The sequence below is a fragment of the Streptomyces cirratus genome (assembly GCF_014650775.1).
Classification (GTDB): domain Bacteria; phylum Actinomycetota; class Actinomycetes; order Streptomycetales; family Streptomycetaceae; genus Streptomyces; species Streptomyces cirratus.
This window is the reverse complement of record NZ_BMVP01000002.1, coordinates 986,197-1,010,114: the sequence shown is the minus strand read 5'-3', so window position 1 is coordinate 1,010,114 and position 23,918 is coordinate 986,197. Positions and strand designations below refer to the sequence as shown.

Genomic DNA, 23,918 nt, shown 5'->3' with positions numbered 1-23,918 from the left:
GGCAGCATCGTGATGAGGTAGCGGACCTCGGAGATGCAGGTCTCCTCGTCGTCGTACGCGAAATGCGCCACGCCCGAGGTCTCGGCGTGCACGTCGGCGCCGCCGAGGCCGTTCTGGGTGATCTCCTCGCCGGTCACCGCGCGGACCACGTCCGGGCCGGTGATGAACATCTGCGAGGTCTCGCGGACCATGAAGACGAAGTCCGTCAGGGCCGGGGAGTACGCGGCACCGCCGGCACAGGGGCCCAGCATGACCGAGATCTGCGGGATGACACCGGAGGCCTTGGTGTTGCGCTGGAAGATGCCGCCGTAGCCGGCGAGGGCGGAGACGCCCTCCTGGATACGGGCGCCCGCCCCGTCGTTGAGCGAGACCAGCGGGGCACCGGCCGCGATGGCCATGTCCATGATCTTGTGGATCTTCGTGGCGTGGGCCTCGCCCAGAGCACCGCCGAAGATCCGGAAGTCGTGCGCGTAGACGAAGACCGTACGGCCCTCGACGGTGCCCCAGCCGGTGATGACACCGTCCGTGTAGGGCTTCTTGCCCTCCAGGCCGAAGCCGCTCGCCCGATGCCGGCGCAACTGCTCGACCTCCCGGAACGAGCCCTCATCGAGCAGCAGCGCGATGCGCTCACGCGCGGTCAGCTTGCCCTTGGCGTGCTGCGCCTCGGTCGCCCGGTCACTCGGGCCGCGTCGCGCCTGCTCCCTGAGGGAGTGCAGTTCGGCCACGCGCCCGCGGGCGTCCGTCGGCTCGCTCGGAGTCTGGTCCACAACGGTCATGTACCGACCTTACGAAGTGACGGGCCGAAAACCCTCCGTTGGTTCCACACAGTCTCCGGAGCGTTCCGCTGTCCGGGCCGGACAGAACCGCCGGAAGATGCACGGACTCCACCAGACGGGGGGTCCGGCCGTTGTGGGAATCCTATAAATCACCCGAGTGGAGGCAGAGAGGTTGAAATTTGAACGAAATAGCCTTAGCGTCGTTGTCGTTGAAGCTTAAACAAAGTTTCGACCGCCGACGGGCCGTCGGCGATACGCCCCCACAGGAGTGATCATGAGCATCTTCACCCGCCGCAGCAGCCGGAACGCCACCGCCGCCACCACCGCGCCCGTCGCCACGCTGGACGTGGACCCGGCGCTCGCGGCCCTCACCGGTGACTACACCATCGACCCGGCGCACAGCAGCATCGGCTTCACCGTCCGGCACGCCATGGTCACCAACGTCCGCGGCGCCTTCTCCGACCACGAGGGCCTGCTGCACCTGGACGGCGCCGACCCGGCCCGCTCGACGGCCTCCATCGACGTGAAGACCGCCTCCGTGGACACCGGCATCGCCGACCGCGACGGCCACCTGCGCGGCGACGACTTCTTCGACTCCGAGACCTTCCCCCTGATGAGCTTCCGCTCCACCGGGGCGGCCGCGCTCGGCGGTGACACGTACCGCATCACGGGCGACCTGACGATCAAGGACGTCACCCGTCCGCTCTCGATCGACCTGGAGTTCAACGGCTCCGCCACCGACGTCTACGGCAACCAGCGCGTCGGCTTCGAGGGCTCCGCGCAGATCCTGCGCTCCGACTGGGGCCTGACGTGGAACGCCGCACTGGAGGCCGGCGGCGTGATGGTCAGTGACAAGGTGAAGCTGACCTTCGACATCTCGGCCGTCAAGCAGGCCTGACCGGGGCGTCGGCCTGATCGGTGCACCTCATCGGTGGGCCCGGTGGTCGGGCCTGATCTGCGGACCGCCCGGCCACAGCGCTAGAAGCCGCCACCGCCGTCGAAGCCGCCGCCACCGCCGCCGTCGAACCCTCCGCCCCCGTCGAACCCTCCGCCGAAGTCGCCCGGGTTGAAGTCGGCCCCGGACACGTCGCCGCCGTCGAAGCCGCCCGCTCCGCCGAAGTCGGAGGCGTACGCGGGGCCGGACATCAGCGAACCGAGCACCGTGCCCACGAGCAGCCCGGGCAGGATGCCTCCGCCGAAGTACCCGCCGGCCCACGGGCCGTACGCCGGACCCGCGTCGTAGTAGGGCCGCGGCCCGTAGTCGGTGTCGACCGTGCGCACCGCAGGGTCCAGGCCGTCGCGCAGCCGCACGGCGTCCGCCGTGCAGACGGGTACCGTGCGGGCCGCCCCGCCCGCCGGGGCCCAGGTGGCGTCCTCGGTGCTCGGGCCGTGTCGCGGGTCGAAGAAGCAGGGCGCCCGGCGCTCGGGCACCGGCTTGCCCTGACGGCGCGCGTCGAGGCGGGCCAGGGCGTAGCGGCCGTCCTCCAGCGCCTGCGTGACGCCCTGCACCTCCTCCGGGTACCGGACCTGCGCCATGATCTGCTTGGCCTTCTCGTACGCGTCCAGGGCCTGCCCGTAGTCCGCGCGCATGGCGTCGTCGGCGCCGGGTTCGCCGGGCCGGAAGTCCAGCCGGTCGAGTTCCTCGCCGAAGGCGGTGATGTCCTCGTCCACGACCACGCCGAGGCGGGCGATCGCGTCGCGGCGCGCCTCCTCCTTCTTCTTCCGGTTGCGCCGGACCAGCGCGTAGGCGCCGCCGCCGCCGACCACGGCCAACGCGCCGAGCGCGACCAGGCCGCCGACCGGGGTGCCGTCGTCGACGCCCGTGTCGCCCCAAGAGGCGGGGGCGCGGCCCTTGGTCTGGGTGAGGGCCTGGTCGACGAAGTTGTTCAGCTCGGTGACCGCGTCGACCGGGCCGCCCGCCTTCACGGCGTCGGTGAGGTTGCGTACGGCGACCCGCGGCATGACGGAGGCGTCGGCCCCGGCGTCGAAGGCGTTGCCGAGGCGGATCGCGTACAGCCCCGTGATGCCCGTCTGGGCCCGGACGGCGCTCAGCAGCCCCTGCGGCGGGAACTCGGCGGTGGCCGGGAGGACCGCGACGAAGACCGGCTTCCCGGCCTTCTCGATCTTCTGGGCCAGCGCGTCGGCCTGCGCCTTCGGCAGCTGTGCCTCGGCGCGGGGGTCGACGTAGACCGGGCCCTTCTTGAGGGCCTGCGCGACGGCTGCGGTTCCGGTGGCGGCGGACGCCTGCGGTACGCCCACGAAGGCGACCGCGAACAGTGCCAGCAACAGACCGGACAATACGGAAACAGGCCTGGTCCTCATGGTCACGACGCTACCCGAACCGGGCCCGTCCCGTGTGAACGGAACATAAGGGCCGCAGGGGGCGGGAGGAGTGCGCCCCTCCCGCCCGGCGGCTACTCGGCCGGTTCGACGCCCGCGCGCAGGAGGCCGTAGGTGAAGGCGTCCTCCAGTGCCTGCCAGGAGGCCGCGATCACGTTCGGTGCGACGCCGACCGTGGACCACTCGCGGGCGCCGTCCGTCGTGGAGATCAGCACCCGGGTCGTGGATTCCGTGCCGTGCTTGCCCTCCAGGATGCGGACCTTGTAGTCCACCAGCTCGAACTTGGCCAGCTGCGGGTAGAACCGCTCCAGTGCCACCCTCAGCGCACGGTCGAGCGCGTTGACGGGGCCGTTGCCCTCGGCCGTCGCGACGATCCGCTCGCCCTTGGCCCACAGCTTGACGGTGGCCTCGTTGGCGTGGGTGCCGTCCGGGCGGTCCTCGACGATCGCCCTCCAGGACTCGACACGGAAGTACTTGCGGGCCCGGCCCTCGGCCTCGGCGCGCAATAGCAGCTCGAAGGAGGCGTCGGCGGCCTCGTAGGTGTAGCCCTGGAGCTCGCGCTCCTTGACCCGCTCCACGACCCGGGAGATCAGCGCGCGGTCGCCGCCGAGGTCGACGCCGAGTTCCTTGCCCTTGAGCTCGATGGAGGCGCGGCCGGCCATGTCGGAGACCAGCATCCGCATCGTGTTGCCGACGCGCTCGGGGTCGATGTGCTGGTAGAGGTCCGGGTCGACCTTGATGGCGGAGGCGTGCAGGCCCGCTTTGTGCGCGAAGGCGGAGACGCCCACGTACGGCTGGTGCGTGGAGGGCGTGAGGTTGACGACCTCGGCGATGGCGTGCGAGATCCGGGTCATCTCGGCGAGCGCGCCCTCGGGCAGCACCCGCCGCCCGTACTTGATCTCCAGCGCGGCGACGACGGGGAACAGGTTGGCGTTGCCGACGCGCTCGCCGTAGCCGTTCGCGGTGCACTGCACGTGGGTGGCGCCCGCGTCGACGGCGGCGAGGGTGTTGGCCACCGCGCAGCCGGTGTCGTCCTGGGCGTGGATGCCCAGGCGTGCCCCGGTGTCGGCGAGGACGGTGGCGACGGTGGCGGTGATCTGCGCGGGGAGCATGCCGCCGTTGGTGTCGCAGAGGACGACGACATCGGCGCCGGCCTCGTAGGCGGTCCGTACGACGGACTTCGCGTACTCGGCGTTGGCGCGGTAGCCGTCGAAGAAGTGCTCGCAGTCGACGAACACCCGGCGGCCCTGTGCGACCAGGTGGGAGACGGTGTCGCGGACCATCTCCAGGTTCTCGTCCAAGGTGGTGCGCAACGCGAGTTCGACGTGCCGGTCGTGGGACTTGGCGACCAGGGTGATCACCGGTGCGCCGGACTCCAGCAGGGCGCGGACCTGCGGGTCCGCGGCGGCGGAGCCGCCGGCCCGGCGGGTGGCGCCGAAGGCGACGAGCTTGGCGTGCTTGAAGTCGATCTCGGCGCGGGCGCGGGCGAAGAACTCGGTGTCGCGGGGGTTGGCGCCGGGCCAGCCGCCCTCGATGAAACCCACCCCGAAGTCGTCCAGGTGCCGGGCGATCGTCAGCTTGTCCGCGACCGTGAGGTTGATGCCCTCACGCTGGGCACCGTCGCGCAGGGTGGTGTCGAAGACGTGGAAGCCGTCGTCGAGGGCCTCTGTCGGCGCAGTCGCCTCTGTCGTCGTCATGCTGGTCTGACTCCTGTCGGATGAGTGGTTCCGGAGACCGGGGATCCACTGCCCCCATCATCGCGCGCTGCCGGACCCCGGCAGGAATGGGCCGGGAAACGAAAAGACCCCTCGCGGGTGCGAGAGGTCTGCGCGCGGGTCTGGGGCACGGTGGCCGCGTTCCCGTGGTTGTTCCACGGCTCAGCGGTCACTGGGGACCGGCGCGCTGCTGGCGATAATCATGAGCTGAGCAGGCACGTCCGCAGTGTGTCACAGGGGTCCACGCGCGCGGACCGACGTCTCACTATGCGAGCGGGCCGCCGCCTGGATCAGGCGGACGGGACCGCGAGCGTCTCGTCCACGAATTCGGTCACGTGGTCGAGGATGTCGCCCCGCCCTATACCGGGCAGGCCGACGGCGACCTGGATGCTGAACCCGTCGAGCAGGGCCCGCATCCGGGCGGCGAAGCGGTCGGCGTCCACGGGCCGGAACTCGCCCCGCGAGATGCCCTCGGCGAGGAGGGCCACCAGGTCGCGGTGCCAGGCGCCCTCGATGGCCGCCTGTCGCTCCCGTTCCCGGGGGCCGGCGTCCTGCGAACGGTTCCAGACCTCCAGCCACAGGGTCCAGTGCGGGTCCCGGGCGCCGTCGGGGACGTAGAGGTCCACGTAGGCCGCGAGCCGTTCGCGCGCCGGACTCCGGCGGGAGAGCAGGGCCCTGCGCTCGGTGCCGAGCGCGGCCTCGCTCCACTCCAGCGTCTGGAGCAGCAGCTCGTCCTTGCTGCCGAAGTAGTAGAGGAGGTGGCCGCTGCTCATGCCGACCTGCCGGCCCAGGCCGGCCATGGTGAGGCCGTCCAGGCCGCGTTCGGCGATCGTGGCCATGGCAGCGACGAGTACGTCCTCGCGCGGCGGGGCGTTCTTCCGCGCCGGCCGTACTCCACCCGCCGCCATGGGCCACTCCTCTACATCGGTCGACCGTGGTCGACCGCCCGGGTCAGACCTTCGGCTGCTGCTGGGTGATGCAGTGGATACCGCCACCCCCGGCGAAAATCGTACGTGCGTCGACGAGGGTCACGGTCCGCTCGGGGAACAGACCGCGGAAGATTTCCGCCGCCTCCTCGTCGCGCGGGTCGTCGAAGGAGCACAGGACGACGCCGTCGTTGCACAGGTAGTGGTTGATGTACGAGTAGTCGACCCATTCGCCGTCCTCCTCCAGCACGGTCGGCGCCGGGATCTCCACGACCTCCAGCTGCCGGCCCTGCGCGTCGGTGGAGGCGCGCAGGATGGCGGCGATGGTCTTGCAGCGCTCGTGGTCTGGGTGGGCCGGGTCGGGCTGGGTGTGGACCATGACCACGCCGGGGCGCGCGAAGGCGGCGACGATGTCCACGTGGCCCTGGGTGCCGTAGGTGCCGTAGTCCCCGGCCAGGCCGTACGGCAGCCAGATGGCCTTGGTGGTGCCGAGGTGGGCGTGGATCTCCTCCTCGACCTGCTGGCGGCTCCAGCCGGGGTTGCGGCCCTCGCCGAGCTGCACGGTGTCGGTGAGGAGCACGGTGCCCTCGCCGTCGACGTGGATGGCGCCGCCCTCGTTGACCAGGGAGGTGCTGTACGTCCGGGTGCCGGTCAGGTCCGAGACGTGGCGGGCGATCTTCTCGTCGTGGCCCCAGCGAGCCCAGTCCTGGGCGCCCCAGCCGTTGAAGGTCCAGTCGACGGCGGCCAGCTCGCCGGCGTCGTTGGTGACGAAGGTCGGGCCGATGTCCCGCATCCAGGCGTCGTCGAGCTCCTGCTCGACCAGCTCTACGTCGTCGCCGACTATCGCGCGGGCGCTCTCGGCGTCACCGGGCGAGACCACGAGGGTGACCGGCTCGTACGAGCGGACCGCGCGGGCCACGGCCCCCCAGGCCTCACGGGCCTCGGCGAGTTCCTGCTCGTTGGTGAAGGTGGGGTTGGGGCTGGGCCAGGCCATCCAGGTGCGCTCGTGGGGCGTCCACTCGGCGGGCATCCGGAATCCGTCGGCGGCGGGCTTCGTCATGAGGGGTCCTTTGGGGGCTGGGCTGGTTCGCAAGCTCGGCTGGTGCGCGGGCCGGGCTGGTCTACGGGCCGGGCTGGTGTACGAGCTGTGCTGATCTACAAGAAGTACAGGCGGTTGAGGGAGACCGAATCTGCCGCCTCGGAGCGCAGCGGGTCACCGTCGAGCGTGACCAGGCCGCTGCGCGCGTCCACATCGACCGCGCCCACCCGGGAGTTGAGGAGGAGGTCCGCGGGGCCGATGCCGCGGGTGCCGCGGACGGCCACCCGGCGCCTGCGCGTGGGCATCTGGTCGGAGCCCAGCGCGGCGGCCGCCGCGGAGACGAAGGCGACGGAGATGTCGGCGGCGGTGGCTCCGTAGGCGCCGAACTGCGGCCCGAGCACGAGCGGTTCGCAGGTGTCGGTGGCGGCGTTGGGGTCGCCGGTGACCCCGTACGCCGGGAAGCCGGACTTGAGGACCAGCTGGGGCTTGGCGCCGAAGAACTGGGGGCGCCACAGCACGATGTCGGCGAGCTTGCCGACCTCGATGGAGCCGATCTCGTGGGCCAGGCCGTGGGCGATGGCCGGGTTGATCGTCAGCTTCGCCATGTAGCGCAGCACGCGGGCGTTGTCGTCGCCCTCGCCGTCGCCGGCCATCGGGCCGAGTTCGCCCTTCATCTTGGCGGCCATGGCGAAGGTGCGGCGGATGGTCTCGCCGGCGCGGCCCATGCCCTGGGCGTCGGAGGAGGTGATGCCGATCGCGCCCAGGTCGTGCAGGACGTCCTCGGCTCCCATCGTCCCGGCGCGGATCCGGTCGCGGGCCATGGCCGCGTCGCCCGGGAGGTCCGGCTTGAGGTCGTGGACGGAGACGATCATGCCGTAGTGCTCGGCGACCGCGTCCCGGCCGAAGGGCAGGGTGGGGTTGGTGGAGGAGCCGATGACGTTCGGCACGCCCGCCATCTTGAGGACGTTGGGGACGTGTCCGCCGCCGCACCCCTCGATGTGGAAGGCGTGGATGGTGCGGCCGTCCAGCACGCGCAGGGTGTCCTCGACGGAGAGGCACTCGTTGAGGCCGTCGCTGTGCAGGGCGACCTGTACGTCGTGCTCCTCGGCCACGCGCAGGGCCGTGTCCAGGGCGCGGGTGTGCGCGCCCATGTCCTCGTGGACCTTGAACCCGCTCGCGCCGCCCTCGGCCAGCGCCTCCACCAGCGGCGCGGCGTCGGAGGAGGAGCCGCGGGCGAGGAAGCCGATGTTCACGGGCCAGGCGTCGAAGGCGTTGAAGGCGTGCCCCAGGGCCCACGGGGAATTGACGCCGACGCCCCAGACCGGACCGAACTCCTGGCCGATGACGGTGGTGACGCCGGCGGCGAGCGAGGCCTCCATGATCCGCGGGGAGAGCAGGTGGACGTGGGTGTCCACGGCTCCCGCGGTGGCGATGAGCCCCTCGCCGGAGACGATCGAGGTACCCGTGCCGACGACCACGTCCACGCCGTCGAGGGTGTCGGGGTTGCCGGCCCGGCCGATCGCGTGGATCCGGCCCTCGCGGATGCCGATGGAGACCTTGCGGATGCCGAGGACGGCGTCGATGACCAGCACGTTGCTGATCACGACGTCACAGGTCTCGCGGACGGCGGCGGCCTTGAGGTGCAGGCCGTCGCGGGCGGTCTTGCCGAAACCGGCCAGGAACTCGTCGCCCGGCTTCTGCGCGTCGTGCTCGACCCGGACGGTCAGGCCCGAGTCGCCGAGCCGGACCCGGTCCCCGGCGCGGGGGCCGAAGACGGAGGCGTACTCGTGCGGGTCGATGTGCCGGCTGCCCGGCGCGCAGTGGTCGCTGTGGGGGGTCTGGCGGCTCATGCCGGGTTCCCTTCCGGGCGAGGGCTGTCGGTATCGGTGCCGGACGCTCCGGCGGCTCCGGGCTGCTGGGGCGCGGGCGTCCCGGCGCTGTCCCCGCCCCCGGCGGACTCCCGGGGCGCTTGCGCGCCCAGGTACCCGCAGGCAGCCGCCCTGGCCAGCGCCTGCGCCTTGGCGCCGGGAGCGTCCAGCGGGCCGTCGACAAGCCCGGCGAAGCCGATGGCGATGCGGTCGCCGCCGATCGGGACCAGGCCGACCTCGCCCTCGCCGTGCGGGTCGAAGCGGACGGAGGAGCCCGCCGGTACGCACAGCCGCATGCCGTAGGCCGCGGCGCGGTCGAAGTCCAGGCGCGGGTTCGCCTCGAAGAAGTGGAAGTGCGAGGTGACGCTCACCGGCACGGGGGCCGTGTTGCGCACCCGCAGGTGCACCACCGGCTCCGGCTGGGGCGCGCCCGGGCCGGGCACGACCGCGCCGGGCGCGTCGTCGCCGAGGCCCACCGCACCGCGGATCGGCGAGGAGACCACCGCGAGGCGGGATCCGTCGTCGAAGACGGCCTCGACGTGGACCTCGGTGACCACGTCGGACACGCCGGGCAGCACGTCGTCGGGGCCGAGCACGCTGCGGGCCTCCTCGATGGCCTCGGCCAGCCGCTTGCCGTCGCGGGCCGCCTCGCAGACCGTGTCCGCGATGAGCGCGGTGGCCTCCGGGACGTTGAGCTGCAGGCCGCGGGCCCGGCGGGCCCTGGCCAGTTCCGCGGCGCCGCGCAGCAGCAGCCGGTCACGCTCCGTAGGGGTCAGCCGCACGCCGATCCACCACCTTTTGAGTCGATGGGTTAGAGCATCACTCTAACTCTTCATTTCGCTGCAATGAAGCATTGACCTGAGACCTGCGCCTAGGTCACATTGAATGTCGCTCAAACGAAGCGCACTCACCCCGCCCTGCACAAGGGAGCTCCCCCATGCCCATCGAACAGCGCGGAGTCGACACGATCCCCGAAGAGGAGCGGACGAGCGGTCCCCGCGACCTGGTCTCGATCCTGCTCGGCTCCAATCTCTGCCTCGGCGTGATCGTGTTCGGCTGGCTGCCCCCGTCCTTCGGACTGGGACTGTGGCCCTCGCTGACGGCCATCGTGACCGGCACATTCGTCGGCATCGCCTTCACCGCGCCGCTGGCGCTGGTCTCCCTGCGGACGGCCACCAACCTCTCCACCTCCAGCGGCGCCCAGTTCGGCGTCCGGGGACGGCTCGTCGGCTCCGTCGTGGGCCTGCTCCTCGCACTCGGCTACACCGCCCTGACCCTGTGGATCGGCGGCGACGTGATGGTCGCCACCCTGGCGCGGCTCGTGGGGCTCCCCGACACCGGCGCCACCCACGCGGTCATGTACGGCGTACTGGCCGCCTTCACCGTGGTGGGTGCCGTCTTCGGCTACCGGCTGCTGCTGCGCATGAGCAAGGTCCTCTCCATCGGCATGGTGGTCCTGCTCGCCATCGGCCTCTACGCCTACGCGCCCGACTTCACCACCGCCGCGCCGCCGGGGACGGAGTACCTGCTCGGCTCGTTCTGGCCGACCTGGCTGCTGGCCGCCGTCGCGGCCGGCCTGAGCGGTCCCGTCGCCTTCATCACCCTGCTGGGCGACTACACCCGCTACATCTCCCCGAGCCGGCACAGCTCCCGCAAGGTCTTCTGGGGTACCTGTCTGGGGCTGGCGATCGGCCTCCTGATCCCGCAGCTGTTCGGCACGTACACCGCGCTCGCCGCCAAGGCCGGCGCCGACTACGCCGGACCGCTCGTCGACGCGTCGCCCTTCTGGTACCTGGTGCCGCTGCTCGCGGCGGCCGCGGCCGGATCGGTGGGCAACGCCGGACTGATGCTCTACTCCATGGGCCTCGACCTGGACGCGATCGTCCCCAGGGCCACCCGGACCAAGGCCACCGTGATCGCCGCCGCCGTCGCCACCGCGTTCGTCTTCATCGGCTCGTTCGAGTGGGACGTCCAGTCCGCGATGACCTCGTTCGTGCTGCTGCTGACCGCGATCGGCACCCCGTGGGCCGTCATCACCCTCATCGGCTACGTCCGCTGCCGCGGGCAGTATGACGCCGACGCGCTCCAGGTCTTCAACCGCCGCTCGGTCGGCGGGATCTACTGGTACCGCGCGGGGTGGAACCTCCAGGCCACCGCCGCCTGGGCGATCGGCGCGGGCGTCGGCCTGCTCGCGGTGACCACCCCCTTCTACGAGGGCCCGCTGCTGGCCCTGACCGGCGGGGTGGACTGCTCCTTCGTCCTCTCCGGCCTCGCCGGCGGGCTGGCCTACACGGTCCTGACCGCACTCAGCGGCGACGAGGCGCCGGCTCCCGCCGCCGAGAGCGCCGCCGAGGAGCCCGTCGCGGCGTAACCCCCGGCGCTCCGCATACGAAAGGGCCGCCCCGGCGTTTCGGGGCGGCCCTTCGTGCGTAGGCGGGATCAGCCGAGCGGGTGCATCCAGCCGTGGGTGTCGGCGGTGTGGCCGGTCTGGAGGTCCAGCAGCGCCTTGCGGAGCTTCATGGTGACCTCGCCGGGCTCGCCGGTGCCCTGGGTCCAGTTGGCGCGCTCCGACTTGACCGAGCCGACCGGGGTGATGACGGCGGCGGTGCCGCAGGCGAACACCTCGGTCAGGGTGCCGTTCTCGTTGTCGCGCTTCCAGTCCTCGGTGCTGATCCGGCCCTCCTCGGCGGTGTAGCCGAGGTCGCGGGCGATGGTGAGGAGGGAGTCACGGGTGATGCCCGGGAGGAGCGAACCGGTGAGCTCGGGCGTGACGATGCGGTCGCCGTACACGAAGTACAGGTTCATGCCGCCCATCTCCTCGATCCAGCGGTGCTCGACGGCGTCGAGCCACACGACCTGGTCGCAGCCGTGCGAGGCGGCCTGGGCCTGGGCGACCAGGGAGGCCGCATAGTTGCCGCCGGTCTTGGCCGCGCCGGTACCGCCCTTGACGGCGCGGACGTACTCCTCGGAGAGCCAGACGGAGACGGGCTTGACCCCACCGGGGAAGTACGCGCCGGCCGGCGAGGCGATGACCATGAACAGGAACTCGTTGGCCGGACGGACACCGAGGCCGACCTCGGAGGCGAACATGAACGGCCGCAGGTACAGCGAGGCCTCGCCCGAGTCCGGCACCCAGGCGCGGTCCTGCGCGATGAGGGCGTCGCAGGCGGCGATGAACAGGTCGGCGGGGAGTTCCGGCATCGCCATGCGGCGCGCGGAGGCCTGGAAGCGCTCGGCGTTGGCCTCGGGGCGGAACGTGGCGACGGTGCCATCGGGCTGCTTGTAGGCCTTGAGGCCCTCGAAGATGGTCTGCGCGTAGTGCAGGGTCATGTTCGCCGGGTCGATCGACAGCGGCGCGTACGGGACCAGTTCGGCGTCGTGCCAGCCACGGCCCTCGGTCCACTTGATCGTCACCATGTGATCGGTGAAGTGGCGGCCGAAACCGGGGCTGGCCAAGATCGCCTCGCGCTCCGCGTCGGACAGGGGGTTCGAGGAGGGCTTCAGCTCGATGGTGGGCGTCGTCATGAGTGCTTGTCCTTCACCGTTTGTGTATGGCGGACCGCGCTCACGCGTACTAGGACGTCCGAGCTTCCCCGTATACCGCGGCCTCGCGTTCGATTATCGCGCGCGAGGTGTCCTCGGAGAAACGGGGTGATGCGGCCCAGGGGAGATGGTGGCACCCGGGGCCGCGCAGGAGAAGCCGCCGGGTGCGGTGATCGCGACCCGGCGGCTTCCTGGGTGTGGAGCTCTGCCGGGTCAGCCGGCTACGCGCGTGGCGAGGGCGTCGCCGATGGCGTCGGTGGAGCGGAAGGTTCCGTCCCGCTCGGCCAGGTCGGCGGAGACCGCTTCCTCGATGCGGACGGCCTGGGCCTCGTAGCCCAGGTGGCGCAGCAGGAGGGCGACGGAGAGGATCGTCGCGGTCGGGTCGGCCTTGCCGGTGCCGGCGATGTCCGGGGCCGAGCCGTGGACGGGCTCGAACATGGACGGGAAGGCGCCGGTCGGGTTGATGTTCCCGGAGGCGGCCAGGCCGATTCCGCCGGTCACGGCCGCGGCCAGGTCGGTGAGGATGTCACCGAAGAGGTTGTCCGTGACGATGACGTCGAAGCGCTCGGGCTGGGTGACGAAGAAGATCGTCGCGGCATCGACGTGCAGGTAGTCCGTGGTGACCTCGGGGTACTCCCGGCCGACCTTGTCGAAGATGTTCTTCCACATGTGGCCCGCGTACACGAGGACGTTGTTCTTGTGGACCAGCGTCAGCTTCTTGCGGGGGCGGGCGTTGGCCCGCTCGTAGGCGTCACGGACGACGCGCTCCACGCCGTACGCGGTGTTGATGCTGACCTCGGTGGCCACCTCGGCCGGGGTCCCCGTCCGCAGGCTGCCGCCGTTGCCGGTGTACGGACCTTCGGTGCCCTCGCGGACCACGACGAAGTCGATCTCCGGACGGCCGGCCAGCGGTGTGGCCGTGTTGGGGAACAGCTTCGAGGGCCGCAGGTTGATGTAGTGGTCGAAGGCGAAACGGAGCTTGAGCAGCAGCCCTCGCTCCAGGACCCCCGAGGGGACCGAGGGGTCGCCGATGGCGCCCAGCAGGATCGCGTCGTGGTGCCCCAGGGCTTCGAGCTCCGCGTCCGGGAGGGTCTCACCGGTGCGGTGCCAGCGCTGGGCGCCGAGGTCGTACTCCTTGGTCTCCAGCTTCACATCCTGGGGCAGGACCGCGGTAAGGACCTTGAGGCCCTGAGCCACGACTTCCTGGCCGATGCCATCACCGGGGATCACTGCGAGATTGATGCTGGTCGACATGTCGGAACCGTACTCCCTGTCCCAGCCCTCAGACATCTTCCGTCCACCATGTGGACCTGTGGGCGAGGAGCGTCCGGGTTGCGGCCCGGGCGGCGGGGCCGGGACGGGAGGGGTGACGGCGGGCCGCGGGGACCCGGGGCTCAGTGGCCCGTGGAGCCGCCGTTGTCGCGGCGGTCCAGTGCGCGCTGGAGGGCGGCGGCGGCGTTCTTGCGGTCGACGTCGGCCGTGGAGGAGTGGCGGACGCGGCGGACAGCGGTGGTGGTGGGGGTCATGGTGATCGACTCCTTGAGATCACGGCGTGGCCGGGCCACGGATGAGGGGTTCCTTCAAGGCGCCGGAAGAGGCGGGGAGCGGTGCGCCGCAGGGGTTGCCTGCCAAGGGGCGCGCGCTCTCGACCGCCATTCGCCGGATCGGCGAGACGTTCGGCTCCTACAAAGCTAGGGCAGGCGCCGCTGTCTGTCTCCGCAATTACTCGGGCTTCCTAGTATCTGAGACGAGGCCGGCTCGATCGGAGCGCTCCGGTGGCCGTGTCACGGCTCCGTTTTCAGCCTCTGTCCGAGCGGAGTTCCCTGATCAGAGCCCTGACGGCGAGGGTGGACGCCGATTCCGGTGTGGTGACGTATCCCACCCGTCTCATGGGCCTCCCGGGTCCCAGGTCGGCGATCTCGACGGACTCGCCCGCCTCCCGCAGGGACAGCTCGGGCAGGATCGCCATCCCCAGCCCCCGGCCGACCATGGTCAGCACCATCCCGTCGTCCTCCGCCTTGACGGTGGCCCGCGGGATCCAGTCCTGGGCCGCCCACCAGGAACGGGTGTAGGAGCCGCAGTTCTCGTCCCAGTCCAGCAGGGGCAGCGTCCTGGGATCGGGATGTCCCGCCGGATGGACCAGGGAGTACGCCTCCTCGGCGATCAACCCGCTCAGCAGGCCGGGCGGCAGCTCCGCCGAGCCCCCGAGGGTGGCGATGGCGAGGTCGGCCCGGCCCGCCAGCACCTCCCCGGTGGTGCCGGCACCGAGCTCGCGCACGACCCGGACCTCGGGGCTCAGCCCGGGGTGGCGGGCCGTGAGGCGCTCCAGGGCGGGCGGCAGCAGGTGCAGGGCCGCACTGCGGAACGCCGCGATGCGCAGCGCCCCCTCGACCGCCTCGGCCGGGGGCCGTCCGGCGCCACGGGCTTCCGTGCCGAGCACCTCGTAGAGGCGCAGGATGCGCCGGCCCAGGCTGACGGCCCGCTCGCCCGCCGGGGTCGGCACCGCCCCGGCGCGCCCGCGCTCGAACAGCACGGCGCCGACCTTGGCCTCGCTGCCGCGCACGGAGTGGGAGACGGCCGACTGGCCGATGCCGAGCGCGGCGCCCGCGGCGGAGAAGCCGCCGGTCTCGGCGACGGCGACCAGGATGCGCAGTTCCTGCGGAGCGAGCTCGGCCACGCCTGCTCTCACCTCGTTCTATGAGCGGGATTCATGGATGTGCGGCTTCCATGAGCCCAACCCCCTGCCGGGGCCCGTGATTCCTTCCTACGGTCGCTGCCATGACCACACAGACCGGCTACGCCGTCCACCAGATCGCCCGCCCCTCCGGCTTCCCGCTCGCCACCGACTTCGCCCGCGTGCGCACCCCGGTCCCCTCCCCCGCCCCCGGGACCGCCCTCGTCCACAACCTCCTGCTCTCCGTGGACCCGTACCATCGCGGGCTGATGGACGGCGGTGACGGCGGCTTCGAGCTGAACAGCCCGCTGGAGGGGCGCGCGGTCGGCCGGGTCACCGCCTCCCGGGACCCCGGGCTGGCCGAAGGCGACCTCGTCTTCCACCGGCAGGGCTGGCGCACCCACGCGCTGGTCACCCTGGGCGCGGACGGCAGCCGCAAGCTCCGGGGCCACGAGGGCGTCCCCTTGGAGGCGTACCTGTCCATCCTGGGCGGCACCGGCTTGACCGCGTACGCCGCCCTGACCCGGACGGCGGCCCTGCGCGAGGGCGAGGACCTCTTCGTCTCCGCCGCCGCGGGCGGGGTCGGCACGGCGACCGGGCACATCGCCCGCCTGCTCGGCGCCCGCCGGATCATCGGCAGCGCGGGTTCGGCGGCCAAGGTCGCCCACCTGACCGGCGAACTGGGCTTCGACGCCGCCTTCGACTACCACGACGGCCCGGTCGGCGAGCAGCTCGCCGAGGCCGCACCCGACGGTATCGACGTCTACGTGGACAACGTCGGAGGGGACCACCTGGCAGGGGCGATCGACGTGCTGCGCGAGTTCGGACGGATCGCCTGGGTCGGCGGGATCTCGATGTACAACGGCGACCGCTCCCCCGCCGCGCCTCGCAACCTCTTCGAGGTCGTACACAAGTCACTGCGGCTGGAAGGGGTATTGGTTCGCCATCACACCAATCTGCAGGACGAGCTGGAGGAGTTCCTGGTCCCGCACCTGCGCAGTGGGCGGATCGGTACGGATACCACCGTTGTGCAGGGGTTCGAGCACACGGTGGACGCCTTCCTCGGCCTGCTCCGCGGGGACAATCTGGGCAAGATGCTCGTTCGCGTCGACGGCTGATTCCGGCCACCCGGAAGTTCACCGACTTCTTACCGCACGGATGTAGACCTTTGGTCCGGCGCCCGCCACTCTTTCGGTCAACGTGCCAGCAGGGCACTTGAGTTGGAGGCGAGTAGCCAGTGACACCGATCAGCCGCAGAGGTTTCGTGGGTATCGGCGCCGGGCTGGTGGCGGGGGCCGCCCTGCCCGCGGTCACGCCGACGACGGCAGCCGCGGCCGCCGCGACCGGCACGATCACCGATGTGAAGCACGTGGTCATCCTCATGCAGGAGAACCGCAGCTTCGACCACTACTTCGGCAGGCTGAGGGGTGTCCGCGGCTTCGCCGACCGGGCGGCCGGCAACATCCCGGGCGGCTGGGGCACCTTCAACCAACCCAACTGGGGCGGTCGCCAGTACCCCTGGAAGCTGAGCGCCACCCCCGCGGCCGGAGGCGTGGACGGCGAGACCCTCGCCCAGTGCAACGGCGACCTCCCGCACAGCTGGACCTCGCAGCACGCCGCCTGGAACAAGGGCCGGATGGACAACTGGGTCACCGGCGTCGGCAACACCCGCACCCTCGGCTACCTCGACCGGGGCGACATACCCTTCCACTACGGGCTCGCCGACAACTACACGATCTGTGACGCCTACTTCTGCTCCACCCTCAGCGCGACCGGCCCCAACCGCACGTTCCTGTGGAGCGGCAAGGTCGACGCGGGCAGCAAGGACGGCGGCGACGAGTCCGGCCTGACCTGGGAGACGTACGCCGAGGCCCTCCAGCGGGCCGGGATGAGCTGGAAGGTCTACCAGAACGCCCAGGACAACTACGGGGACAACGGCCTGGCCTACTTCAAGAAGTTCACCGACGCGGCCCCCGGCAACCCGCTGTGGGACCGGGGCATGGCCTCGGTCCCCAAGGTCACCGGCTCCACCCCCGACGACATCGCCGCGGCGATCCGCGCCGACGTGGTCGCCGGCACCCTCCCCCAGGTGTCCTGGGTCGTGGCCAGTGAAGCCTTCTCGGAGCACCCGTACGCGCCTCCCGGCGACGGCGCGCACTTCGTCGACCTGGTCTACCGGGCGCTCGCCGCGAACCCGGAGGTCTTCGACTCCACGGTCCTCTTCCTCAACTACGACGAGAACGACGGTTTCTTCGACCACGTCGCGCCGCCCATCGCCTCGCCCGGCACCCCCGGCGAGTACATCGACGGCACCCCGATCGGCCTCGGCTTCCGCGTGCCGATGATCGTGATGTCCCCTTGGACCCGGGGCGGCTGGGTCAGCTCCGAGGTCTTCGACCACACCTCCGTCCTGCGCTTCATGGAGACGTGGACCTCGGCCCTGGGCACCCCGGCCACCTGTCCCAACATCAGCGCGTGGCGCCGCAAGGTCACGGGCGACCTGACCGGGGTCTTCGACTTCGCGCACCCCGTCTACGGGGTCCCCTCCGGGCTGCCTTCGACGGCGAAGGTCATCGGCCAGTCGACCTGCGGCCCGCTGCCCAACCCCGCGCCGCAGGACAACGCCCTGCCGGCACAGGAGGCCGGGACCCGGCCCGCGCGCTGCCTTCCGTACCAGGTCAACGGCAACCTCGACCGCTTCGAGTTCGGGGCGGCGGGCAAGATCCTGGCCTGGTTCTCGATGACCAACCAGGGGGCGCAGGCGAAGCAGGCGGCGCACTTCTCGATCCACCCGCACCAGTACCGGGACACGGCGGCCTGGCAGTACACGGTCGACGCCGGCTCCACCGCGACGGACTACTTCAACATCGGGCTCGGCAGCGGCTCCGGCAAGTACGACATCTCGATGTACGGGCCCAACCGCTTCCTGCGGCGTTTCATCGGCGATGCGTCGAAGGCGGGCAAGTCGGTGGAGGTCGCGGCCCGCTACGCGGTGGAGCCGGGCACGGGCAAGACGGCCCTCTACCTCAAGATGACCAATGCCTCAGCCGGGCCCGTCACCTTCACGGTCCGCTCGAACGCCTACCGCACGGACGGCCCGTGGACGTACACCGTCCCGGCGAACTCCTCCCGCGAGGACTACTTCAACGCGGTCGCGTACAGCAACGGCTGGTACGACTTCACGATCCTGGCGGACTGCGACGGCACCTGGTCGCGCCGCTACACGGGCCACATCGAGACGGGCTCGCCGAGCATCTCGGGCTCGTAGGCACCGGCCCCCGGGGCCATTGGCACCCGGCCCGGAACAGGCCCGGCCGGAGTACGCCCCGCCCACAGGCTCCCCGGAGCGCCCCGCCTAGTGCTGTCGCCGGGAAGGTTTGCCGGCCACAGCACTAGAGGACGTCCCCGTCGCGCCAGTCGAAGTCGAGCCGCCCGGCGGGGTCCGGCCGGACCCCGCCGGGCGGCGACCACACGTACGTGGACCCCTCCTCGTCGGGGAGCCGCAACACCCCCTCCGGGGCGAGCACCCCGATCGGCCCCGGCCACGCCGACCAGCCGCGGCCCAGGTAGAGCCCGGCGCCGGCCTGCGACGCCGACAGGGCGCCGAGCACGTAGGCCCGTGCGATCACCGCCTCCAGGCCGGCCATCACGGCGCTCCCGATCCCGCTGCGCCGCCGGTCCGCCCGGACGGCCACGGCCTCGACGTACCCGGTGCGCAGCGCCCTCCCCCGGTGCAGCACCCGGCGCTGGACCACGCTCCCGTGCGCGACGAGTTCGCCGCCCTCGTACACCAGGGTGTGCATCCCGCCGAGCGCGTGCTCGAAGTCCTCGTCGGTGAAGTCCCCGTCGAACGCGGCGTCCAGCAGCGCCCGGACCTCCTCCGGCGTTCCGGGCGCCAGTTGCGAGGTGTGCGCGAGGACTGTCCGTGTATCGGTCATGGACCCAGTGTCTCCCGGCCACGGATCGACCGGCATGTTCCTGGCCTCCCCGCGGCCGCCCGCGCACACTCGCTGCATGTCCTCCGAGACCCAGCAGTGGACCCCCACCCACGGCGATCCGTACCGGCCCGTCCCCTACCGGCCCGAGCGGATGCCGACCACCGAATCCCTGGCGCGCGCCGCGCAGTTGCGGGCGCGGATGGACGAGCGGCGGACCGTACGCCACTTCTCCACCGACCCCGTGCCGGAGCAGGCCGTCCGGGACGCCATCGCCTGCGCCGCGACCGCCCCCTCCGGCGCGCACCAGCAGCCGTGGACGTTCGTCCTGGTCAAGGACCCGGACGTCCGCCGGAAGATCCGAGCCGCGGCGGAGCAGGAGGAGCAGGTCTCCTACGACGGCCGTCTCGGGGAGGAGTGGCTCGCCGCGCTGCGCCCGATCGGCACTGACGCCGTCAAGACCCACCTCACCGACGCCCCGGCCCTGATCGTGGTCTTCCAGCAGCGCTACTGGCTGGGGCCGGACGGCACGAAGCACAAGCACTACTACGTCGACGAGTCGGTCGGCATCGCGGTCGGCATGCTGCTGTCCGCGCTCCACCTGAGCGGGCTCGCGGCGCTGGTCCACACCCCGAGCCCGATGCGCTTCCTCTCCCAGGTCCTGGACCGCCCGGAGAACGAGAAGGCCTTCGCCGTCGTCCCGGTCGGCTACCCCGCGGACGACTGCGAGGTCCCGGACCTGGTGCGCAAGTCCTTGGACCAGGTCCTGGTCGAGGTCTGAGGACTCCGCCCCCGGGCCCTGCCCGGACGGTCTTCCCGCGCCGGACAGGGCCTAGGAGGCGTCGTGGATCCGGCCGAGCAGCGCCAGCAGGGTGTCCCGCTCCGCCGGTTCCAGCGGCGCGAGGAACTCGGCGTTCGCCGCCTGCGCCAGGGCCGTACAGCGGGCCAGCGCGTCCGCGCCGGCCGGGGTGAGGCTGATGGCGTTCTTGCGGCGGTCGGCGGGATCCGGCGTGCGCAGGACGAGGCCCGCGCCCTGGAGGTGGTTCAGCAGGCCGACGAGGTCCTTGGGGTCGATGGCCAGCCGGCGGCCGAGGTCGGCCTGGGCGAGGGGGCCGTACTCGTCCGTCGCCGCGAGTACCGCGTGGTGCGCGAGCCTCAGCCCCTCCGCGGCGAGCGCGTCGGCGACCAGTGCCCGGCCGTGGGCGGCCACCCGGCCGACGAGCCAGGTCGGCAGGGTCTGGATGTGGGCGAGCGCTGAGGTCGTGGGCGCCGGGTTCATGGGCAGAGCCTATCCGAAAACCGTTGGACATCCCCACGACTTTCGATACCGTTGGGCGACCCAACGAAAACCGTGGAGGAGGTTCCGTGCTGCGTGTCCGGTACGAGGTCAACGGCGGCCCCCAGGTGCTGTTCGGCGAGGAAGCCGAAGTCCCCCGCCCGTCGGCCGGTGAGCTGCTGGTCCGTGTGGAGGCGATCGGTGTCACCCTGCCCACCGTGCGCAAGGTGCGCGAGAGCAGCGAGCCGATGCCGCTGGGCGGCGAGGTCGCCGGCACCGTGGAGGCCCTGGGCGCCGACGTGACGGGCTTCGCCGTCGGCGACCGGGTGACCGGGCTCTGCTTCGCGCAGGCCTATGCCGAGTTCGCCGTCCTGCACACCGCCATGGCCTCCCGCATCCCCGAGGGCGCGAGTGCCGTCGAGGCGATCGCGCTCGTGCGCAGCGGCCTGGTGGCGCGCGGGGCGTACGAAGCCGCGCGCCCGGAGCCCGGCGAGTCGGTCCTGGTGACGGCGGCGGCCAGCGCCACCGGCACCCTCGCGCTCCAGTACGCCAGGGCTGGGGGCGCCGGGCGGGTGGTGGCGGCCGTGAGCGACCCCGCCAAGGGGGACTTCGTCCGCTCCCTAGGCGCCGACGAGGTCGTGCTGTACGAGGACGCCGAGTGGGGAGACCCGTACGACTTCGTCCTGGACGGTGTCGGCGGCGACCTGCTCTCCCGCGCCGTACGCTCCCTCGCGCCCGGCGGCCGGCTGGTGGCCTTCGGCTCCGGCGGCGGCACGGTGGAGGCGTACGAGCTACTGGTCCGCGGCGCGTCGGTGATCGGCTTCCAGATGCGGGCGATCGCCCTCGGCAAGCCCGCGCTGTACGCCCGCTGGCTTCGCGAGGTGTGGCAGATGCGGGACGCGGGCACCCTGCGCGCGTCCGTGCACGAGGAGATCCCGCTGGCCGAGGCGGCCCGCGCGCACACGGTGGTCGAGCGGCGCCGCAACCTCGGGAAGGTGGTGCTCGTGCCACCCTTCTTCCCCGGACATGGAAACCGCCCCCGCTCCGGGCTTGGGGGTACCGGAACGGGGGCGGGGTTCAGCGGGGGGGCGGTCAGCCCATGTGGGGGTACGCGTAGTCCGTGGGCGGGACCAGCGTCTCCTTGATGGAGCGGGTCGAGGTCCAGCGCAGCAGGTTCGACGCCGCGCCGGCCTTGTCGTTCGTACCCGAGGCGCGGCCGCCGCCGAAGGGCTGCTGGCCGACGACGGCGCCGGTCGACTTGTCGTTGATGTAGAAGTTGCCCGCCGCGAAGCGGAGCTTGTCCATCGCGTCGGCCACCGCGTAGCGGTCCTGGGCGATGACGGCGCCGGTCAGGGCGTACGCCGAGACCGACTCCATCTGCTCCAGCATCGCGTCGAACCGCTCGTCCTCGTAGACGTGGACGGCCAGGATCGGGCCGAAGTACTCGGTCGTGAAGACCTCGTTCGCCGGGTCCGTGCACTCGATGACGGTCGGGCGGACGAAGTAGCCCTCCGAGTCGTCGTAGCTGCCGCCCGCGACGATGGTGCAGGTCGGGTCGGCCTTGGCGCGGTCGATGGCGGCCTTGTTCTTGGCGAACGAACGCTCGTCGATGACGGCGCCGATGAAGTTCGTCAGGTCGCGGACGTCACCCATGGCGATGCCGTCGACCTCGGCCGCGAAGGCCTCCTTGAAGCCGTCGTTCCAGATCGACGCCGGGATGTAGGCGCGGGAGGACGCCGAGCACTTCTGGCCCTGGAACTCGAAGGAGCCGCGGGTCAGCGCCGTCTTGAGGATGTCGCGGTCCGCGGACGGGTGCGCGACGACGAAGTCCTTGCCGCCGGTCTCGCCGACCAGGCGCGGGTAGGACCGGTACTTCTCGATGTTGTTGCCGACCGTCTTCCACAGGTACTGGAAGGTCTTGGTCGAGCCGGTGAAGTGGATGCCCGCCAGCTCGGGGTGGTTCAGGGCCACCTCGGAGACGGCGATGCCGTCGCCCGTCACCAGGTTGATGACGCCCTTGGGCAGACCGGCCGCCTCCAGGAGCTCCATCAGCAGGACCGCGGAGTGCGTCTGCGTCGGGGACGGCTTCCACACGACCACGTTGCCCATCAGGGCCGGGGCGGTCGGCAGGTTGCCGGCGATGGCCGTGAAGTTGAACGGGGTGATCGCGTAGACGAAGCCTTCGAGCGGGCGGTGGTCGCTGCGGTTCCACACGCCGGCGCTGTTCGCGGCCGGCTGCTCCGCCAGGATCTGGCGGGCGAAGTGGACGTTGAAGCGCCAGAAGTCGACGAGCTCGCAGGGGGTGTCGATCTCGGCCTGCTGGGCGGTCTTCGACTGGCCGAGCATGGTGGACGCGGCCAGCTTCTCGCGCCAGGGGCCGGCCAGCAGGTCGGCGGCGCGCAGGATGATCGCGGCGCGGTCGTCGAAGGACATCGCGCGCCAGGCCGGGGCGGCGGCCAGGGCGGCGTCGACGGCCTCCTGGGCGTCGGCCTCGGTGGCGTTGGCGTAGGTGCCGAGCACCGACTTGTGGTCGTGCGGCTGCACGACGTCGAAACGCTCGCCGCCGCCCATCCGCTTGACGCCGTTGATCGTCATGGGAAGGTCGATCGGGTTCTCGGACAGCTGCTTGAGCTGGATTTCGAGACGTGCGCGCTCCGGGCTGCCGGGTGCGTACGAGTGGACCGGCTCGTTGACCGGCGCGGGGACCTGGGTCACAGCATCCATGGGGCTGGTAACTCCTTGAGCTAGTTCTGGACCTAGTTCTTGGTGATCATCGAGCGGAGGAAGAAGAGGAGGTTGGCCGGCTTCTCCGCCAGGCGGCGCATGAAGTAGCCGTACCAGTCCGTCCCGTAGGCGGTGTAGACACGCATCCGGTGGCCCTCGGCGGCCAGCCGCAGGTGCTCCTCGCCGCGGATGCCGTACAGCATCTGGAACTCGTACTCGTCCAGTTTGCGCCCGGCCGCCCGCGCGAGCTCCTGTGCGATGGCGATCAGACGCGGGTCGTGGGACCCGATCATCGGGTACCCCTCGCCCTCCATCAGGATCTTCATGATCCGGACGTACGCCTTGTCGATCTCGGCCTTGTCCTGGTAGGCGACCTCGGCGGGCTCCTTGTAGGCGCCCTTGACGATGCGCACGCGGCTGCCCGCGGCGGCCAGGCGCCGGGCGTCGGCCTCGGTGCGGAAGAGGTACGCCTGGATCACGCAGCCGGTCTGCGGGAAGTCCCGGCGCAGCTCCTCGTGGATGGCGAACATCGAGTCGAGGGTGGTGTGGTCCTCGGCGTCCAGGGTGACGGTGGTGCCGATGGCGGCGGCGGCCTCGACGACGGGGCGGACGTTGGCGAGCGCCAGCTCGTGGCCGCCCGGGAGCGCCTGGCCGAACATGGAGAGCTTGACGGACATCTCGGCCTTGTCGCCCAGGCCCAGGGCGCCGAGCCGCTCGATCAGCTCCAGGTAGGCGTCTCGCGCGGCGTGGGACTGCTCCACGGTGGTGATGTCCTCGCCGACCACGTCGAGGGTGACCTCGAGGCCCTTGCGCGTGAGGTCCTCGACGATCGGGATGACCTGGTCGACCGTCTCACCGGGGATGAACCGGTTCACCACGGGCTTGGTCACGGGGGCGGCAGAGACGATTCGGCGCATCTTGTCGCTGCGCGACGCGGCGAGGATCGCGGGACCCAGCACGGGGCACCTCCAACGGGTGGCAGAAGCGGACATACGATCCGTCGCCGGATGGGCGGGGGACGTAAGAAAAACGCAAGTAAAACCACCGTGAAACCTAAGGATCTCCACGATCCTCTGCTATCGACAGCTGTCACGCATCCGTG

General features: G+C 71.4%; 21 protein-coding genes. 6 read left to right on the top strand and 15 right to left on the bottom strand.

Going from position 1 to position 23,918, the window contains the following annotated elements; all coding sequences use genetic code 11:
* The coding region (locus IE207_RS09575; RefSeq protein ID WP_308433571.1) for an acyl-CoA carboxylase subunit beta at nucleotides 1-776 on the bottom strand (776 nt) is incomplete at its 3' end.
* A 274-nt stretch (nucleotides 777-1,050) separates the two neighbouring features.
* Between IE207_RS09575 and IE207_RS09570 the strand changes: the two genes are divergently transcribed.
* Nucleotides 1,051-1,674 (top strand): YceI family protein, encoded by a 624-nt coding sequence (locus IE207_RS09570; RefSeq protein ID WP_190183574.1) that lies wholly within the window; start codon nucleotides 1,051-1,053, stop codon nucleotides 1,672-1,674.
* 80 nt (nucleotides 1,675-1,754) lie between these two features.
* Here the strand turns inward: IE207_RS09570 and IE207_RS09565 are convergent, their stop codons facing one another.
* The 6 genes from IE207_RS09565 to ureA form a co-directional block, all read right to left on the bottom strand.
* The gene (locus tag IE207_RS09565; protein ID WP_190183573.1) at nucleotides 1,755-3,098 is read right to left on the bottom strand and encodes a hypothetical protein; all 1,344 of its coding nucleotides are present in this window, start codon (nucleotides 3,096-3,098) and stop codon (nucleotides 1,755-1,757) included.
* A 92-nt stretch (nucleotides 3,099-3,190) separates the two neighbouring features.
* Nucleotides 3,191-4,813, bottom strand: coding sequence for a citramalate synthase (cimA, locus tag IE207_RS09560; protein ID WP_190183572.1), 1,623 nt, complete (start codon nucleotides 4,811-4,813; stop codon nucleotides 3,191-3,193).
* A 308-nt stretch (nucleotides 4,814-5,121) separates the two neighbouring features.
* Complete coding sequence (locus tag IE207_RS09555; protein ID WP_190183571.1) at nucleotides 5,122-5,739, bottom strand: TetR/AcrR family transcriptional regulator; 618 nt, start codon at nucleotides 5,737-5,739, stop codon at nucleotides 5,122-5,124.
* A 43-nt stretch (nucleotides 5,740-5,782) separates the two neighbouring features.
* Nucleotides 5,783-6,817, bottom strand: coding sequence for an agmatine deiminase family protein (locus tag IE207_RS09550; protein WP_190183570.1), 1,035 nt, complete (start codon nucleotides 6,815-6,817; stop codon nucleotides 5,783-5,785).
* A 95-nt stretch (nucleotides 6,818-6,912) separates the two neighbouring features.
* Entirely contained in the window at nucleotides 6,913-8,646 is a 1,734-nt protein-coding gene (locus IE207_RS09545; protein ID WP_190183569.1) for an urease subunit alpha, read from the bottom strand.
* Nucleotides 8,643-9,446, bottom strand: coding sequence for an urease subunit gamma (gene ureA / locus IE207_RS09540; protein ID WP_229873497.1), 804 nt, complete (start codon nucleotides 9,444-9,446; stop codon nucleotides 8,643-8,645). Before ureA ends, IE207_RS09545 begins: the two co-directional genes overlap by 4 nt.
* A gap of 155 nt (nucleotides 9,447-9,601) precedes the next feature.
* Between ureA and IE207_RS09535 the strand changes: the two genes are divergently transcribed.
* Nucleotides 9,602-11,035: a cytosine permease gene (locus tag IE207_RS09535; RefSeq protein WP_190183568.1), complete on the top strand. Its 1,434-nt coding sequence runs from the start codon at nucleotides 9,602-9,604 to the stop codon at nucleotides 11,033-11,035.
* 68 nt (nucleotides 11,036-11,103) lie between these two features.
* Here the strand turns inward: IE207_RS09535 and IE207_RS09530 are convergent, their stop codons facing one another.
* The 4 genes from IE207_RS09530 to IE207_RS09520 all read right to left on the bottom strand — a co-directional run bounded on the left by IE207_RS09530 (nucleotide 11,104) and on the right by IE207_RS09520 (nucleotide 14,884).
* A complete protein-coding gene (locus tag IE207_RS09530; protein WP_190183567.1) occupies nucleotides 11,104-12,189 on the bottom strand; it encodes a branched-chain amino acid aminotransferase in 1,086 nt (361 codons plus the stop codon).
* 231 nt (nucleotides 12,190-12,420) lie between these two features.
* Nucleotides 12,421-13,461, bottom strand: a complete 1,041-nt coding sequence (locus IE207_RS09525; RefSeq protein ID WP_190183566.1) for a 3-isopropylmalate dehydrogenase — start codon at nucleotides 13,459-13,461, stop codon at nucleotides 12,421-12,423.
* Nucleotides 13,462-13,601: 140 nt separating this feature from the next.
* A complete protein-coding gene (locus IE207_RS33740; RefSeq protein WP_268250179.1) occupies nucleotides 13,602-13,733 on the bottom strand; it encodes a hypothetical protein in 132 nt (43 codons plus the stop codon).
* 272 nt (nucleotides 13,734-14,005) lie between these two features.
* The gene (locus tag IE207_RS09520) at nucleotides 14,006-14,884 is read right to left on the bottom strand and encodes a LysR family transcriptional regulator (protein ID WP_190183565.1); all 879 of its coding nucleotides are present in this window, start codon (nucleotides 14,882-14,884) and stop codon (nucleotides 14,006-14,008) included.
* 101 nt (nucleotides 14,885-14,985) lie between these two features.
* Here IE207_RS09520 and IE207_RS09515 point away from each other — a divergent pair, with 101 nt between their 5' ends.
* Together IE207_RS09515 and IE207_RS09510 are read left to right on the top strand one after the other, a co-directional pair.
* A complete protein-coding gene (locus IE207_RS09515; RefSeq protein WP_190183564.1) occupies nucleotides 14,986-15,999 on the top strand; it encodes an NADP-dependent oxidoreductase in 1,014 nt (337 codons plus the stop codon).
* A gap of 119 nt (nucleotides 16,000-16,118) precedes the next feature.
* Entirely contained in the window at nucleotides 16,119-18,149 is a 2,031-nt protein-coding gene (locus tag IE207_RS09510; RefSeq protein ID WP_190183563.1) for a phosphocholine-specific phospholipase C, read from the top strand.
* A 124-nt stretch (nucleotides 18,150-18,273) separates the two neighbouring features.
* Here the strand turns inward: IE207_RS09510 and IE207_RS09505 are convergent, their stop codons facing one another.
* On the bottom strand, nucleotides 18,274-18,855 hold the full coding sequence (locus IE207_RS09505; protein WP_373304686.1) for a GNAT family N-acetyltransferase: 582 nt from the start codon (nucleotides 18,853-18,855) through the stop codon (nucleotides 18,274-18,276).
* Between the two features lie 40 nt (nucleotides 18,856-18,895).
* Here IE207_RS09505 and IE207_RS09500 point away from each other — a divergent pair, with 40 nt between their 5' ends.
* On the top strand, nucleotides 18,896-19,597 hold the full coding sequence (locus tag IE207_RS09500; protein WP_190183561.1) for a nitroreductase family protein: 702 nt from the start codon (nucleotides 18,896-18,898) through the stop codon (nucleotides 19,595-19,597).
* Nucleotides 19,598-19,648: 51 nt separating this feature from the next.
* Here IE207_RS09500 and IE207_RS09495 read toward each other — a convergent pair whose 3' ends face one another.
* The gene (locus IE207_RS09495) at nucleotides 19,649-20,095 is read right to left on the bottom strand and encodes a MarR family winged helix-turn-helix transcriptional regulator (RefSeq protein ID WP_190183560.1); all 447 of its coding nucleotides are present in this window, start codon (nucleotides 20,093-20,095) and stop codon (nucleotides 19,649-19,651) included.
* An 86-nt stretch (nucleotides 20,096-20,181) separates the two neighbouring features.
* Here IE207_RS09495 and IE207_RS09490 point away from each other — a divergent pair, with 86 nt between their 5' ends.
* Nucleotides 20,182-21,237 (top strand): quinone oxidoreductase family protein, encoded by a 1,056-nt coding sequence (locus IE207_RS09490; RefSeq protein WP_190183559.1) that lies wholly within the window; start codon nucleotides 20,182-20,184, stop codon nucleotides 21,235-21,237.
* Here IE207_RS09490 and pruA read toward each other — a convergent pair.
* Both pruA and IE207_RS09480 read right to left on the bottom strand, forming a co-directional pair.
* Nucleotides 21,185-22,816, bottom strand: coding sequence for an L-glutamate gamma-semialdehyde dehydrogenase (gene pruA, locus IE207_RS09485; protein ID WP_190183558.1), 1,632 nt, complete (start codon nucleotides 22,814-22,816; stop codon nucleotides 21,185-21,187). The two genes, IE207_RS09490 and pruA, sit on opposite strands and share 53 nt — an antisense overlap.
* A gap of 32 nt (nucleotides 22,817-22,848) precedes the next feature.
* Complete coding sequence (locus tag IE207_RS09480) at nucleotides 22,849-23,775, bottom strand: proline dehydrogenase family protein (RefSeq protein WP_190183557.1); 927 nt, start codon at nucleotides 23,773-23,775, stop codon at nucleotides 22,849-22,851.
* Nucleotides 23,776-23,918 lie beyond the last annotated feature (143 nt).